The sequence below is a fragment of the Cellulophaga sp. Hel_I_12 genome, assembly GCF_000799565.1.
Taxonomy (GTDB): Bacteria; Bacteroidota; Bacteroidia; order Flavobacteriales; family Flavobacteriaceae; genus Cellulophaga.
This window is the reverse complement of record NZ_JUHB01000001.1, coordinates 1,837,680-1,854,049: the sequence shown is the minus strand read 5'-3', so window position 1 is coordinate 1,854,049 and position 16,370 is coordinate 1,837,680. Positions and strand designations below refer to the sequence as shown.

At 35.6% G+C, this 16,370-nt stretch carries 15 protein-coding genes; 7 read left to right on the top strand and 8 right to left on the bottom strand.

The window, feature by feature from the left end:
• Positions 1 to 47 precede the first annotated feature (47 nt).
• Both GQ45_RS08260 and GQ45_RS17565 read left to right on the top strand, forming a co-directional pair.
• Positions 48 to 404: a heavy-metal-associated domain-containing protein gene (locus GQ45_RS08260; RefSeq protein WP_047416635.1), complete on the top strand. Its 357-nt coding sequence runs from the start codon at positions 48 to 50 to the stop codon at positions 402 to 404.
• A 220-nt stretch (positions 405 to 624) separates the two neighbouring features.
• On the top strand, positions 625 to 1,344 hold the full coding sequence (locus GQ45_RS17565) for a GLPGLI family protein (protein ID WP_052188168.1): 720 nt from the start codon (positions 625 to 627) through the stop codon (positions 1,342 to 1,344).
• A 279-nt stretch (positions 1,345 to 1,623) separates the two neighbouring features.
• Here the strand turns inward: GQ45_RS17565 and groL are convergent, their stop codons facing one another.
• From groL to miaB, 8 genes are all read right to left on the bottom strand, one after another.
• Positions 1,624 to 3,252, bottom strand: a complete 1,629-nt coding sequence (groL, locus tag GQ45_RS08250) for a chaperonin GroEL (protein WP_047416634.1) — start codon at positions 3,250 to 3,252, stop codon at positions 1,624 to 1,626.
• Between the two features lie 63 nt (positions 3,253 to 3,315).
• Positions 3,316 to 3,675, bottom strand: coding sequence for a four helix bundle protein (locus GQ45_RS08245; protein WP_369798284.1), 360 nt, complete (start codon positions 3,673 to 3,675; stop codon positions 3,316 to 3,318).
• A gap of 27 nt (positions 3,676 to 3,702) precedes the next feature.
• Positions 3,703 to 3,981, bottom strand: coding sequence for a co-chaperone GroES (gene groES, locus GQ45_RS08240; RefSeq protein ID WP_047416630.1), 279 nt, complete (start codon positions 3,979 to 3,981; stop codon positions 3,703 to 3,705).
• A gap of 144 nt (positions 3,982 to 4,125) precedes the next feature.
• Complete coding sequence (gene secG / locus GQ45_RS08235; RefSeq protein ID WP_047416628.1) at positions 4,126 to 4,482, bottom strand: preprotein translocase subunit SecG; 357 nt, start codon at positions 4,480 to 4,482, stop codon at positions 4,126 to 4,128.
• On the bottom strand, positions 4,479 to 5,393 hold the full coding sequence (locus GQ45_RS08230) for a hypothetical protein (protein WP_047416627.1): 915 nt from the start codon (positions 5,391 to 5,393) through the stop codon (positions 4,479 to 4,481). The genes secG and GQ45_RS08230 overlap by 4 nt, the downstream gene beginning before the upstream one ends.
• Before the next feature lie 9 nt (positions 5,394 to 5,402).
• Positions 5,403 to 5,921: an LptE family protein gene (locus tag GQ45_RS08225; protein ID WP_047416625.1), complete on the bottom strand. Its 519-nt coding sequence runs from the start codon at positions 5,919 to 5,921 to the stop codon at positions 5,403 to 5,405.
• Between the two features lie 26 nt (positions 5,922 to 5,947).
• Positions 5,948 to 7,222, bottom strand: coding sequence for a sigma-54-dependent Fis family transcriptional regulator (locus GQ45_RS08220; protein ID WP_047416623.1), 1,275 nt, complete (start codon positions 7,220 to 7,222; stop codon positions 5,948 to 5,950).
• 111 nt (positions 7,223 to 7,333) lie between these two features.
• A complete protein-coding gene (gene miaB, locus GQ45_RS08215) occupies positions 7,334 to 8,788 on the bottom strand; it encodes a tRNA (N6-isopentenyl adenosine(37)-C2)-methylthiotransferase MiaB (RefSeq protein ID WP_047416621.1) in 1,455 nt (484 codons plus the stop codon).
• Positions 8,789 to 8,948: 160 nt separating this feature from the next.
• Here miaB and GQ45_RS08210 point away from each other — a divergent pair, with 160 nt between their 5' ends.
• From GQ45_RS08210 to gldK, 5 genes are all read left to right on the top strand, one after another.
• Complete coding sequence (locus GQ45_RS08210) at positions 8,949 to 9,620, top strand: class I SAM-dependent methyltransferase (RefSeq protein ID WP_047416619.1); 672 nt, start codon at positions 8,949 to 8,951, stop codon at positions 9,618 to 9,620.
• Positions 9,621 to 9,683: 63 nt separating this feature from the next.
• On the top strand, positions 9,684 to 10,934 hold the full coding sequence (locus GQ45_RS08205) for an LVIVD repeat-containing protein (RefSeq protein ID WP_047416617.1): 1,251 nt from the start codon (positions 9,684 to 9,686) through the stop codon (positions 10,932 to 10,934).
• Between the two features lie 149 nt (positions 10,935 to 11,083).
• Complete coding sequence (gene topA, locus GQ45_RS08200) at positions 11,084 to 13,588, top strand: type I DNA topoisomerase (protein WP_047416616.1); 2,505 nt, start codon at positions 11,084 to 11,086, stop codon at positions 13,586 to 13,588.
• 137 nt (positions 13,589 to 13,725) lie between these two features.
• Positions 13,726 to 14,883: a formimidoylglutamase gene (locus tag GQ45_RS08195; protein WP_047416614.1), complete on the top strand. Its 1,158-nt coding sequence runs from the start codon at positions 13,726 to 13,728 to the stop codon at positions 14,881 to 14,883.
• 119 nt (positions 14,884 to 15,002) lie between these two features.
• On the top strand, positions 15,003 to 16,364 hold the full coding sequence (gene gldK, locus GQ45_RS08190; RefSeq protein ID WP_047416613.1) for a gliding motility lipoprotein GldK: 1,362 nt from the start codon (positions 15,003 to 15,005) through the stop codon (positions 16,362 to 16,364).
• The last annotated feature ends 6 nt before the right edge of the window (positions 16,365 to 16,370 follow it).

Sequence of the window (16,370 nt, the reverse complement as noted above, 5' to 3'; positions counted from 1 at the left end):
AGCATAGCGCCTAAAGCCTATTGCCTAAAGCATAAAGCCATTTTAAAATGAAAAAAACAATTTTAACCGTCGTAGTCCTATTCGTTGCAGCATTTAGTTATGCCCAAGAGAAAAATAAAAAATTATCCTTTGATGTGGATGGTGTATGTGAGATGTGCAAAGAGCGTATTGAAAAAGCAGCATTAGGCGTAAAAGGGGTGAAATTTGCCACTTGGGATATTCCTTCGCATCAACTTTCCCTAATTATGGATGAACGCAAAACCGATGTGATGAAAATTAAAACGGCCATTGTTGCGGTTGGTCATGATACCAAAGAATTAAAAGCAACAGATGAAGCTTACAATACTGTACATCCTTGTTGTAAATACAGAGATGATAAAGTAAAGGATGATCATAAGAATTAATGTAGCCACGTGCTTTAAGCAATAGGCTTTAGGCTAAACTATAATTTTTTAAAACGCTCCATTGAAATTTGGGGCGTTTTTGGTTTTTATAAGATCAATGTGCCAAAAAAACAACGTTTTAATAAATTTATACGATAGATTGTTTGATGATATTTTTATCCTATTTTTTTTAATTTTTTTTAAAAAGCTTTAATTATTAAAAGTTGTAAATTTTTGAGTTATGATTAATAGATATTACTTGTTCACATTTTTAATTTTTTCAATTTTCAATTTGAATGCTCAAAATTATGAATTGAGTTATAAAGTTAAGGTTCATAAAAACAAGGAAAAAATAGAAGGTGTTTCTAAATTTACTCAGGATACTTTTTACTACATGGATAGTTTGAAAATGAAGCTATTTTTTAATGATTATACTTCAATTTTCACATACGAGTTATTAAAAAAAAAGAGTAGAGATTTCCCAAAAGCACTCGATATGGCTAGAAAATTAATCATAGGAGGTACTCATTGCTTCCATTACGACTTTATGACCAAAGAACTCTATAAAGTTACAGAAATCAATAATAAAAATTACATTGTTAAAACAGAATCACCAATAATTAATTGGCAAATATTAGATGAGAAGAAAGTAATACTAGGTTATCAATGTCAAAAAGCTGTGACTTTACAAAAAAATACTAATCGATTAGGACAAGAAGATGACTTAGAGATTACTGCCTGGTTTGCATTAGATTTAGCCTTTCCTTATGGTCCAAAAGAATATTTAGGTCTGCCTGGAATAATACTAGAACTTCATGAAGGAAAAAATCGATTTTCTTACATTGCAGAATATATTCTAACAAACCCAATGATAAATATTGAATCAAACTACCCCTTAAACGAGTGGATATCTGAGAGTGAATTTAAAAAAATAAGTAATAGTGAATACGGAAGGTTCTAAAATTGTGTCTTTAGGAATATTTAGAATTTTACATTTAGGTAGTATAAAAAAGCCAAAAGCTCAATTTTTGGGCTATTCACAGAATTCTTTCGCAAAGAATGGTACATGTTTGGGTAACTTAATTGACTGAAAAAAAATTTAATTAGCTTAATTATGAAAAATGTGAATATAAAACACTCATGAAGAAAAGTGCACAACTTTAGAACTTCAAAAAAAAACGCTCTAACTTTTGTTAGAGCGTTTAAATTTAGTATAATTAATGCCTGTGGCGGCTCGCCACTACATCATTCCTGGCATACCACCACCCATTGGAGGGCCCGCTTGTGCCTCTTCTTTAATATCAATTAAAGCACATTCGGTAGTTAAGATCATTCCTGCAACCGAAGCAGCATTTTCTAAGGCTACTCTTGTTACTTTTTTAGGATCGATAATACCGGCTTTCATCATATCGGTATACACTTCAGCTTTGGCATCGTATCCAAAGTGACCTTTACCTTCTAATACTTTCGAAACCACTACGGAACCTTCACCACCTGCATTTTCAACAATAGTACGTAAAGGAGCTTCAATGGCTCTAGCTACAATTTGCATTCCTGTTTCTTCGTCAGCGTTTTCACCTTTTAATTTGGCAAGTACCGCTTTAGCCCGCACTAAGGCAACACCACCACCAGCAACAATACCTTCTTCAACAGCCGCTCTTGTGGCATGTAAAGCATCGTCAACACGGTCTTTTTTCTCTTTCATCTCTACTTCAGAAGCAGCACCTACATATAAAACGGCAACACCACCTGCTAATTTAGCTAAACGCTCTTGCAATTTTTCTTTATCATAGTCAGACGTTGTAGATTCTATCTGAGCTTTAATTTGGTTTACTCTAGATTTGATGTCTTTAGCAACACCAGCACCGTTAACGATTGTGGTATTATCTTTATCGATCGTTATTTTTTCACAAGTACCTAAAAGATCTAAAGAAGCATTTTCTAAAGAGAAACCTCTTTCTTCAGAAATTACCGTACCACCCGTTAAGATAGCGATATCTTCAAGCATCGCTTTACGACGGTCTCCAAAACCTGGTGCTTTAACTGCAGCAATTTTTAGTGAACCTCTTAATTTATTCACTACTAAAGTAGCTAAGGCTTCACCATCAACATCTTCTGCAATAATTAAAAGTGGTTTTCCTGATTGTGCAACAGGCTCTAAAACAGGAAGTATATCTTTCATCGAAGAAATCTTCTTGTCGAACAATAAAATATAAGGATTCTCTAACTCAGAAACCATTTTCTCAGAATCGGTTACGAAGTAAGGAGAAAGGTATCCTCTGTCAAACTGCATACCTTCAACAACATCAACATAGGTATCTGTACCTTTAGCTTCTTCAACAGTGATCACCCCTTCTTTACCCACTTTGCCGAAAGCCTTAGCGATTAGCTCACCAATAGTTTCGTCATTGTTAGCAGAAATAGAAGCTACTTGCTTTATTTTATCAGAAGAATCACCCACTTTTTGTGCTTGTTTCGCAAGATCTTCAACAATCGCTTCAACAGCTTTGTCGATGCCTCTTTTTAAATCCATTGGGTTAGCACCTGCGGCAACGTTTTTTAAACCTTCTTTAACGATGGCTTGTGCTAAAACCGTAGCAGTAGTAGTACCATCACCAGCCAAATCATTGGTTTTAGACGCTACTTCTTTGACCATTTGCGCTCCCATATTCTCTAAAGGATCTGCTAATTCAATCTCTTTTGCTACTGTAACACCATCCTTAGTTACTACTGGAGCACCGAAAGATTTGCTGATGATTACATTTCTACCTTTTGGTCCTAGAGTTACTTTTACTGCATTAGCCAATGCATCAACGCCTCTTTTAAGTCCGTCACGTGCATCTATATCAAATTTAATGTCTTTTGCCATGTTTTTTTTGCTTTATGCAAAAGGCGATAGGCTATAAGCGCTATGCTTTTTGCTAATTATTTATTAATTTAATTTTTGTTTTAAAGAATATATTTTTCTCTTAATGGTGTTGATGTCTTCATTTAATTTTTCGTAGGTCTTTAAATCTAAATAATTCAAATCTTTCGAAAGTAAAATAAGATATTCAACTTCTGAAGCAGAGCCAACTGCAATAGTCAAAAACCGACTGAATTCAGCATCACTATCTCTTCCGCATCCTTCAGAAATATTTGTTGAAATTGAAGTACTAGCTCTTCTTAACTGTGAGCTAAGTCCGTATGTTTCTTGAGAAGGAAAATTATTTGTAAGTGCATAAATCTGTAAAGTAAATTTATGACTGATTTCCCAGACACCATATTTTTTAAAATCTCTCATAAGAAGCATATAGCTTAAAGCCTACAGCGTTTAGCTTTATATGATCGCCAAAATATCACTTTCACGCATCATTAGGTAGTCCGTACCGTCTAATTTTAGTTCTGTGCCAGCGTATTTGCCATAGAGTACAGTATCTCCTACTTTTACAGTAATTTTTTCATCTTTGGTACCTGGACCTACCGCAACAACTTTACCTTTTTGTGGTTTTTCTTTTGCAGTGTCTGGAATATAAAGTCCAGAAGCAGTTTTTGTTTCAGCTGCCATTGGTTCAATAAGTACTCGATCTGCCAATGGTTTAATTGTAACTTTAGCCATATAATTTATTTTTATTGTGATTTACAAATTGTTTCTAATGGTATGGCAGAAATTATGCCATTGCACTTATACTGACACTTTGTGAAAACAAAAATGCCAGCTTGTCATTCAAGCTGGCATTTTTTGTGAACTATTTTGTAAATTTTATTCTGAATCCGGAATAGGTGTTCCTTCTGTTGGTTCAGGAAGTGATTCAGGTAATGCATCAGGAAGTGTATTCTCCATGTTATTACCATCTAATAATTTAGATTCTGTTTGAGTGTAGTTGTCTTTTAATGAAATGTTAGACAACAAAATTAAAACAATTAATAGGGTAGCCAAGGTCCATGTGCTTTTATCTAAAAAGTCTCCAGTTTTTTTAACACCACCAGCTATTTGAGTTCCGCCTCCACCAAATTGTGAAGATAATCCGCCCCCTTTTGGGTTCTGCACCATTATCACTAGCATTAATAATAAACTCACGATGATGATTAGGATTAAAAATATTGTAAATGTGCTCATTTATTTTCTTTTTGTATTTTCTGTACTAATTTTATTTGGGATGCAAAGAAACTACTTTTTTCTGGATATTTCAAACTTAAAATTTTGAAAGCTTGAATCGCTTTTTTGTATTTTTTTTGCTCGAGATATACCTTGGCTAAAGTCTCTGTCATTAACTCTGTTTTATCCATTTTCAAAGCGTCTTGAACGGCGATTACAGTGGTATTTTCTTTAGGTACTATTTTTGGATTATTTTCTATAAACTGATCAATAAGATCAAATTTTTTCTTTTTAGATTCTTTTTGTTTTTTCGTCGTTTGCGTGGGCTTTTCAGGTTCAACTTGTTGGTTATTGGAACGATCAATTGGTTTTTTGGCGGCTAATTGCATCCATTCTTGAAACGAGTGTTTTTCTTTTTTGGTAAAGGCCAAAGGGCTTCCTAATTCAAGGCTAGTTTCTTGTTCCTTTTTAAACGCAATTTCTTTGTCTATTTGTGGATCTTTAGATGTAAACAGGGCTGGATCTAAAATCTGCTCTGCGTCTTTTACATTCTGGGGTAGGGCTTTATCTTTAACGTGTTCTTCTAAAAGACTTTCTTTTTTTTCGTTAGGTACAATAGTTTCAAAAGCAATCTCTTGCTCTTTTAAGCTTAGCGATGTACCAGAAATACTATTCGCAATGGTGTTTTGTAAAAATTGTTTTGAAGTAATGAGGTCGAATAAAACATCTCTATCTGCGGTGTAAGCCGCGGTCGTCTTTAAAGCACTATTGTACTTAAAGCTATTTAGGTTTTTTAGGCCTTTTAATTGAACGGCTCTTGCCGCTTGAAAATAAGGAAACTCATCTAAAATATCATCAAGCTGATTGGTTTGTACAGGAGAGACAACCTTTTCAGGATGTTGTAATAAATAAGTAAAATCAGATACATTCATAACCTTTTGTTACCAATTAGCTAGTGATTCGTTAAAAATATCTTGTGTGATACGTTCAAATATTTCCTCTAAAGCTGCAGATTTTATACTATTAAAAGAGGCATTTGCAGGATAATCATAAAAGAATGAAAAAGGCTTTTCAAAATCTTCGTCTTCCTTGGTCGTGTTAAAAAAACGCACATTTACGCGCATAGATAATCTATTTTGTGCAGCGGTTTGGTTTGCGGTAGCGGTCATGGGCGAAATTCGAAATTCGGTAATTTCTCCTTCGTAGAGTAAATCGCCATTACTTGAAGTTAGCGATAGACTCGTTTGGTCTAAAATTAAATTTTGTAGGGCTTGCGTAAAATCTCTTTCAAGCCCAGGTTCAAAGGTAGAGCCAGGGCTTTGGGTCGCATAGTTTTGAAATAACCTCACTTCAAAGTTTTTTGCCGTGCCTACATCACCATCATTAAATTTATACATCCAGCAACTAGAGAAGCTAACTGCGATGAGTAAAATCGGTACTATTTTTTTTATTTTTTTCAAGACTATATTTTTTAAAAACGAACAACTTATAAATCGTACTGTTTAATTTTTCGATACAAGGTGCGCTCTGAAATCCCTAATTCTGCAGCAGCAGCTTTTCGCTTTCCTTTATTACGCTCCAGCGATTTTGTAATCAATTCGATCTCTTTTTCTTGTAAAGATAGGGTTTCTTCTATTTCAATTTCTTCTGCAAAATGATACTTATCTTCCGCAGCAGCTTTATGAAAGGTATTTTCTGTTGATGTGTTGGGTAATTGCAGTAATTCATTGGCGGCTTCTTCCTCTTGGGTAAATTCTTCTTCTGCGTCTTGATTACCGTATATTTTGCGAATTAATTTCTGGTTTTCTTCTTGTACTTTCCCGGTATCATTATTTTTAAGTAATTCTAGCGTTAATTTTTTAACATCGTTTAAATCGGCTTTCATATCAAACAAAACCTTATATAAAATTTCACGTTCGTTGCTAAAATCGCCTTCACTTTTTTGTTTGCCAATAACGGCGGGTAAATTAGAATCGCTAGCATTGGGTAAGTAACTTGACAACGTTGCAATCGAAATAGTTCTCTTTTCTTCTAAAACCGATACTTGTTCGGCAATATTTCGCAATTGGCGAATATTTCCAGGCCACCTGTATTTTAATAATATATGAATTGCATCATCATCTAAACGAATGGTCGGCATTTTGTATTTTTGACTAAAATCGGAGGCAAACTTTCGGAATAACAAATGAATATCTTCTTTTCTTTCTCTTAAAGGAGGAATATTAATTTCGACGGTACTTAATCTATAATACAAGTCCTCTCTAAACTTCTCTTTTTTAATCGCTTCAAACATATTCACATTTGTGGCGGCTACGATGCGCACATTTGTTTTTTGCACTTGAGAAGATCCTACTTTTAAAAACTCTCCATTTTCTAAAACACGTAATAAACGCACTTGAGTGGTTAAGGGCAATTCGCCTACTTCATCTAAAAAAATAGTACCGCCATCTGCCACTTCAAAATAACCACTACGGGTGGTGGTTGCTCCTGTAAAAGCTCCTTTTTCATGGCCAAATAATTCACTGTCAATAGTTCCCTCAGGAATTGCACCGCAGTTTACGGCAATATATTTGGCATGTTTTCTATGGGATAAAGCATGAATTATCTTGGGGATAGCTTCTTTTCCAACACCACTTTCGCCCGTAACTAAGACCGAAATATCAGTAGGAGCTACTTGAATAGCCTTTTCGATGGCGCGATTTAGTTTTAAATCGTTGCCAATAATTTCAAACCGTTGTTTTATTGCTTGTATTGATTCCATAAGCAGAGCCCCTAGCCCCCAAAGGGGGAATTATAAATTTTTTGTGCTAGGCACGAAAAACTTGATTTTTTAATTGTAACCGTATTATTATTCGTCATTTTACATAATGTTTTAAAGTTCCCCCTTGGGAGTTCGAAGGACTGGGCGTCCTAATAATGTAGCGCTAGTACAATCGATAATTTCTACCTGCACAAAATCACCTACAGTATAGGATCCTTTTGGAAATACCACAACCGCATTTTGAGAATTTCTTCCCATCCAATCTGCATCCGATTTTTTTGAATGTCCTTCTATTAAAACCTCTTCAATTTTACCTACATGTTGTTTGGTTCTAAAATGGCCACTTTCGCGTTGTACGGCAATAATTTCTGCCAATCTTCTTTTTTTAGTTGCTTCAGGTACATCATCTTCGAGCTTTCTGCCGGCCATGGTGCCTGGTCTTTCAGAATAGGCGTACATATATCCAAAATCGTACTTCACCTTTCTTAACACTTCGAGCGTGGCTTGGTGGTCCTCTTCAGTTTCGGTAGGGAAACCAGCAATCATATCTTGAGATATGGCACAATCAGGAATAATTTTGCGAATATTTTCAATCAAAGTTAGGTACTCCTCAATGGTGTGTAATCGGTTCATTTCCTTCAAAATACGATTACTGCCACTTTGCACGGGTAAGTGAATATGATTACAAATATTATCAAATTTCGCCATGGTTTTAATGACATCAAGGGTCATATCTTGAGGATTAGAGGTAGAAAAACGTATCCGCATTTTAGGAAACGCCTTGGCTACCATTTCCAATAAGCTAGAAAAATTTACGGCCGTTGCTTTTTGCATTTCTGTAGCATTGACAAACTCTTTTTTGAGTCCGCCACCATACCATAAATAGCTATCTACATTTTGACCTAATAAGGTAATTTCTTTAAAATTTTTATCGGAAAGATCTTGAATTTCTTGTAAAATAGAGTGTGGTTCACGGCTACGTTCTCTACCTCTAGTAAAAGGTACGACACAAAAAGTACACATATTATCGCAACCACGCGTAATCGAAACAAAGGCACTAACACCATTTGTATTTAAACGAACCGGACTAATGTCGCCGTAGGTTTCTTCTTTAGATAAAATTACATTGACAGCATCACGGCCCTGATCAATCTCTTGAATTAAATTGGGTAAATCTTTGTAGGCATCAGGCCCCACCACCATATCCACAATTTTTTCTTCTTCTAAAAACTTACTTTTTAAACGCTCGGCCATACATCCCAAAACGCCAACTTTTAAATGCGGGCGTGTTTTTTTGATGGCATTAAATTTTTGTAAACGCTTACGAACTGTTAATTCGGCTTTTTCTCGAATCGAACAGGTATTCACCAGAACTAGATCTGCCTCCTCTAATTCTTGCGTTGTATCAAAACCCTCTTTTGCAAGTATGGAGGCGACAATTTCACTATCTGAAAAATTCATAGCACAACCATAACTTTCAATGTAAAGCTTACGGTTATTGCCTAAAGTTTTGTCTAATACAAGCGATTGCCCTTGTAGTGCTTCATCTATAATTTTCTCGGCCATGGAATACGAATAACAATCAAAAAATTTGTAAAGGGTCAAAGATACTATTTTTAACGGTGTTCTGTCAAAGTGGCAGTTAAAAATTAGTGAAATTTGTGTTCTAACTTTAAATGTTGATTTTTGCACAGAACGCAACTACGATAACCTCTAAGTGACTTTTATGAGCCCTCAAAGAAAAACTCAAAAATCTAAAAAAAGATGGCCTACTCAAGCGGTAATGCATCAGATTTATGAAAAAAGTATGTGGGGAGGCGCGGAGTTTGATTTTTATTCTGGCGATGGTTCTCATAGCCTAGCCCTTGTAAACCCTTATGTTGAAGTTGTAAAAAATTTTTTAAAAGGCTTTGAAGCCCCTATCACCGTATGCGATTTGGGTTGTGGTGATTTTAATGTGGGGCATCAATTGGTGAGCTTTGCTAAAGAATATTTTGCCATTGATATTGTCGACGATTTAATTGAACGAAACAAGTTGGTTTATAAAGATCAAAATCTGACTTTTAAAACCTTAGATGTTTGTAAAGATGATCTACCAAAGGCCGATGTTGCCATCGTTAGGCAAGTACTGCAACACCTCTCTAATGCTGAAATTTTAGAAGTCACATCAAAATTGCGAGGCTATACATACTTCATCATCACAGAACATATACCGTCATTTGCTTTTACGCCTAATTTGGACTTGGTTACAGGACAAGGAAACCGTTTAAAACTTAAAAGTGGTGTGGTGCTCACCGAAAAGCCTTTTAATTTTAAGCCTTTACGACAAGAAACGCTCTTAGAACTACCCATCGATACTAAAAGTGTTCTTAAAACGATACTTTATCAAAACTTTTGAAATCTAGCGCAACCTAATTAAACTTTAAGCATCTAAGAAATAACCAATTAAATAAAAATCGACATGAAAAAGTGTATGCTCTTATTTTTAAGTATGCTTACGATAAGTTTAGTTTCTTGTACCGATGAAGATGATAGCCTGTATGCAGATTACCTTGTAGCAAAACCTTTAACGATTTCTAAAGAAGAATTTAAAAATAGTGTACAAATTTTGCCTCCAAAATTTATTGAGGAGTCAGGTAAAATTTACGTGTATAAGAATCTAATTTTTATTAACGATAAATATCAAGGAATACATATCATTAATAATAGCAATCCTAAATCACCTAGAAAAATCGCCTATATTAAAATTCCAGGGAATGTTGATATATCCGTAAAAAACGATCTGCTGTATGCCGATAGCTTAACTGATTTGGTGGTGATTGACATTTCTAATATGGAAGCTATTAAAGTAATCAATCGCTTAGAAAATGTTTTAAATGGCTATGTAAATTGGCCTACAGAAGTGGATGTATTTGAAAATACGAACTATGATTATGATACAGAAATATTGATTGGTTGGCAAACCGTCACGGAGCGTAGATTAATATCAGAAACACAAAATCGTTTTGGAGGTTGGGACTTTGCACTCGTAAATACCATGAATAGCAGTGAAGCGGGAACTGTGGGGCAAGGTGGCTCCTTAGCTCGTTTTAAAATTGTTGCTGATTATTTATATGCCGTTGATCAGAATAACATTAATATTTTTAATATTCAAGATCCCAAAAACCCTCAAGCTTTAGAACCGGTATTTGCGGGATTTCAAATTGAAACCATATTTAATTTAGGAGAAAATTTATTTTTAGGAAGTAGAATAGGGATGTACATTTATGCGATAAGCAACCCTGCAACACCTGCTTTAGTCTCAGAATTTACTCATGGTACCGCTTGCGACCCTGTAGTTGCTGATGAAAATTATGCCTATGTAACCTTGAGAGGCGGTAATGCCTGCGGAGCAGCTGAGAGCGCCTTGTTAATCATTGATATCAAAGATCTAAGTCATCCAACCTTATTGAAATCTTATGCCATGGATGGCCCTTACGGATTGGGTATAAAAGAAAATAAAATTTTTGTTTGTGACGGTGATTCGGGCTTGAAAGTATACGATAAAACTGATGTAATGAATTTAAAGTCGCTAAATCATTTCAAAGACCTAAAAGCCTTTGATGTCATTCCTTTAGAGCATGGTTTGTTAATGGTTGGTGATGAAATGTTATATCAATATGAATATTTAGAAAATAAAATTACACTATTAAGTACCTTGTCTTTAAAATAGTACTATAAAATTGGCTGATCAAAACCTAAAACACGCTGATTTTAAGCGTGTTTTTTTATGCTCTATGAAATCGATTTTAAAGCTATATGCTTAGGGTAGCCCATTAAATAAAAAAATTCATATACTTTTGTAAAACCAAAAATTACTTAATGGCAAAGAATTTAGTTATCGTAGAGTCACCAGCAAAAGCAAAAACAATCGAAAAATTTTTAGGAAAAGACTTTAAGGTCGAATCTAGTTTCGGGCACATTGCTGATTTACCTTCGAAAGAACTTGGAGTAGATGTGGACAATAATTTTAGTGCAAAATATATTGTCAGTAAAGATAAAGCGCCCTTAGTAAAAAAATTAAAAGATTTAGCAAAAAAGGCAGATACAATATGGTTAGCGAGTGATGAGGATCGCGAGGGTGAAGCCATTTCTTGGCATTTAGAACAAGAGTTGGGATTAGAAAAATCGAAAACCAAGCGTATTGTATTTAATAGTATTACCAAAGCGGCTATTTTAAAGGCTATAGAAAACCCTCGAGAAATAAATTACGATTTAGTAAATGCACAACAGGCAAGGCGTGTACTGGATAGGTTGGTAGGCTATGAGCTTTCGCCCGTATTATGGAAAAAAATAAAACCAGGCTTATCTGCGGGTAGGGTACAATCTGTAGCTGTTCGCTTAATTGTGGAACGAGAACGAGACATTGATAGTTTTAAAACAGAAGCATCCTATAAAATAACGGCTCAATTTAAAACTATTGAAGGCAGTGTATTTTCAGCCAAATTGAACAAAACATTTTCTTCGCAAAAAGAAGCAGAAGCTTTTTTAAAGCAAAATATGAAGGCTGATTTTGTGGTCGCCAACTTAGACAAGAAACCTGCAAAAAAATCACCCGCAGCCCCCTTTACCACGTCCACCTTACAACAAGAAGCTTCGCGAAAATTATACTTTTCAGTAGGCCGCACCATGCAAGTAGCACAGCGTTTGTACGAGGCAGGGCTTATCACCTATATGAGAACCGATAGTGTTAACTTATCAAAAGAAGCTTTAGACGCTGCCAAAGAAGCCATTGTGGAAAATTATGGCAAGAAGTATAGCAATACGCGTAATTTTAAAGGTAAAAGCAAGGGCGCACAAGAAGCGCACGAAGCGATCCGTCCAACAGACATGAAACTGCAAAACGTTTCTCTTGAGCGCGATCAAGAAAAATTATACGAACTTATATGGAAGCGTACCTTAGCTTCTCAAATGAGTGATGCTGAACTGGAACGAACCAATGTAAAAATAAGCTGTTCAGGACATCAAGAAGAATTTTCTGCCAATGGTGAGGTGATTAAATTCGATGGCTTCCTAAAGGTTTATATGGAAGATCTAGATGATGAAGATCTGTCAGAAGAACAGGAAGGAATGCTGCCAGCGATGAAAGAAGGTGAAGCGCTAATTAATAATTATATCACAGCGACAGAACGGTTTTCAAGACCGCCTTATAGGTTTACAGAAGCCTCCTTAGTAAAAAAATTAGAAGAATTGGGAATTGGGCGACCATCGACCTATGCACCCACTATTTCTACCGTACAAAATAGAGGCTATGTGGAAAAAGGAACTATTGAGGGCGTTGAGCGCAAATACACTCAGTTAGTCCTGGAAAATAATGCTATAAAAACGAATAATTTAACTGAAAATGTAGGCTCTGACAAAGGAAAATTGGTGCCTACGGATATTGGGATGATTGTTACAGACTTTTTAGTGAGTCATTTTTCAGGTATTATGGAATACAACTTTACGGCTAAAGTCGAAGAAGATTTTGATGATATAGCCGAGGGTAAAGAAGATTGGCAAAAAGTGATGAAAAATTTTTACAAAGATTTTCATCCAAAGGTATTAGATGTAGAGGAGAATGCCGACAGGGCAAGTGGGGAGCGTATTTTAGGTACAGATCCAAAATCAGGAAGGCAAGTATTAGTTCGTTTGGGTAGGTTTGGACCCATGGTACAAATAGGAACGGCGGAAGAAGAAGAAAAACCTGTTTTTGCGAGTTTGCTGCCAGACCAATCCTTGAATAACATCACTTTTGAAGAAGCGATGGAGCTTTTTAAATTACCTAGAACCCTAGGTACTTATAAAGGAGAAGAAATACTGGCGAATGTTGGTCGCTTTGGACCCTATGTGAAATACGGCGATAAATTTGTTTCTCTTGAAAAAGGAGATAGCGCATTTGACATAGAAATTGATGAGGCTATTGCACTTATTGTAGCCAAAGAAAAAGCAGACGCACCTATAGCCACCTATGAAAATAAAGAAGTAACCAAAGGAACAGGGCGTTTTGGACCTTTTATCAAGTGGGATGGGATGTTTATCAATGTAAGTAAAAAGTACGACTTTGATACGCTGTCAAAAGAAGATATCAAAGAACTTATTGAAACTAAAAAGCAAAAAGAAATAGATAAGGTCATCCATAATTGGGAAGAAGAAGGTATTCGTGTTGAAAAAGCACGATGGGGTAGACATACTATTTTAAAGGGTAAAATTAAGATAGAATTATCCAAAGATGTGGATGCCACAAAAATCACCTTAGAACAAGCTCAAAAAATGATTGAGGCTAAGACACCCAAAAAGAAAGCATCAACAAAAGCCAAACCAAAAGCCAAAGCGAAGAAAAAATAAATTTTAAAATTCAAGCGCAAGTTCAAAAAATACTAAATTTGAAATACCAATTAGGCAAAATTGAAATGGATAGGAGTTTTTATTCTTAATGAATGAACCACTAACCTTAAACATGTTTACCCAACACCCCATAAAGAATGGCATTTGATTTTTTAGTTCCAGTTCATGATAAACTATTGGCGCATTGCGAATTATTACCTTTACAAGCCTTAGGGAATAAAATTCATAAACATACGGAGCGTAAAGGCTTACCAGTACTCGCCAACGCTTCCTTTGCTATCATTGGTGTAAATGAATCAAGAAACGCTTTCGAAAAAAAAACGGAGGGCTTAAATTTATCTGCAATAAGGCTTCAGTTGTACAAGTTGATGATGGGAAACTGGAACGGAACCATTGTGGATTTGGGCGATATAGAAGAAGGGGAAGAAGTAAATGACACCTATTTCGTAGTAAAAGAAATAATTGCCGAACTTTTAGAGGAAAATATTGTCGCTATTGTTATCGGTGCCACACAAGATATTACCTACCCGACCTATAGGGCTTTTGATGGTTTGCGAAATATGGTCAACCTGGTGGCTGTAGATAGCCGATTTGATTTTGGTGCTGAAGATGATCTTATTTCTTCACACTCGTACATGAGTAAAATTATAACAGACAAGCCTACGAACCTTTTTAATTTTTCTAATTTAGGCTATCAAAGTTATTTTTGTGCCCAAGAAGAGATCGATTTAATGGAGCGTTTGTTTTTTGACGCCTATCGATTAGGTGAAATTTCTTCGGATATCGGCCTAGCAGAACCTGTGCTTAGAGATGCAAATATTGTAAGCATTGACCTTAGAGCGGTAAAGGCCAGCGAAATTTCCATGTCTGAAAATTTTTCACCCAACGGATTTACTGGAAAAGAAATTTGCGCTATTGCAAGATATGCAGGTATTAGCGATAAAGTAAATGTTTTTGGGGTCTATGAGTCCGACAACACCCCACAAGCATACCAATTAATTGCTCAAATACTATGGTATTTCATAGAAGGGCACAACTATAGAGTACTAGAATCTCCTTTTATTAACTCGGAAGACTTCACCAAATTTATAGTACCAACAGACGATGAAGATTTAATCTACTACAAAAGTAATCTCACAAGTCGTTGGTGGGTAGAAGTACCAACTATTTTAACTTCACATAATAAATCAAACTCCTCTGCGTTATTACCTTGCATGGAACAGGATTATTACGATGCTTGTAATCAAATAATTCCTGAACGATGGTTTAAAGCCTATAAAAAAGGATTTAATTAATTAAAAATATTTTTTGAAGTATAATACAATTAAACACAATAAAACAATCAAAACATAGTTTTAGAGAGTAACAAATGTGTTTATCAAATTACAGTCTTAATCGAAATTTAACCGAAAGTATGAAGAAGCTATTGTTATCATCTATAGCGTTTGCGTTTTTACTCAGCAGTTGTGGGTCAAAAACAAAAGGAGAATTAGTTGGAGCTCAGGGAAAAAAATGGTATCCAGAAAAGCCTTATGGTATGGAGCTAATTCCTCAGGGATCCTATATTATGGGTAAGAGTGAAGAAGATCAAGCTCAAATTCTCAATGCGCCAACCAAAACAGTTACCGTACGCTCCTTTTATATGGACGATACTGAAATTACGAACAGTGAGTACCGACAATTTGTAGAATGGGTACGTGATTCTATCGTAAGAACCAAACTTGCAATTTTAGCTGACGAACTAGGTTTAGGACCGGCTGATGGGGGTATTGGAGAATATGCATTTAAAGATGCTGACGAAGAAAATTTATCGGCGTATGAAAAGTATATGGCGGATAATTATGCAGGACTGGATTATGAAGGTCGTGCGCTTAACTTAGATGAAGATCTAATCTGGGAAACCTCAGAATACCCAGATGAGTACTATGTTGAGGTGATGGATAAATTATACATCCCTGAAGAAGAGTCTTATAATGGGCAACGTACTATCGATGTTACACAATTAAAATACAAATATTCTTGGATGGATATTGAAGCTGCTGCTCGTGCGAAAGGCAAAGGCAGTAGAAAAGATTTTATCAAACAAGAAGAATTAGAGATTTATCCTGATACCACAGTTTGGATTAGAGATTTTGCATACTCGTATAACGAACCCATGCATAATGATTATTTCTGGCATGATGCCTATAGTGATTATCCAGTAGTTGGCGTGACTTGGAAACAAGCTAAAGCCTTTTGTAACTGGAGAACGAAATTTAAAAATGACGACCAAAAATCGGCAGGAAAACAATTCGTAAATCAGTTTAGATTACCTACTGAGGCAGAATGGGAATATGCTGCAAGAGGTGGTATTGAAGGAGGAAGTTACCCTTGGGGTGGTCCTTACGTTATAAGTGATACGGGTTGCTTTATGGCAAACTTTAAACCACAACGTGGAGATTATGCCGCAGATACAGCGCTATATACTGTAGAAGCAAAATCGTTCGAGCCTAATGATTACAACTTATACAACATGGCGGGGAACGTATCAGAATGGACAGACTCTAGCTATGATCCTAACTCTTACGAGTATGTATCCACAATGAATCCAAATGCAGGTTCAGGTCAAAATGCAAGAAAAGTAATTCGTGGTGGTTCATGGAAAGATGTAGCTTACTTTTTACAAGTGAGTACAAGAGATTATGAATACCAAGATTCCGCACGTAGTTATGTAGGTTTTAGAACCGTTCAAGATTATATGGGCGTTGAAGAAAACAAGCCTTTAAACAGACCTTAAATATCA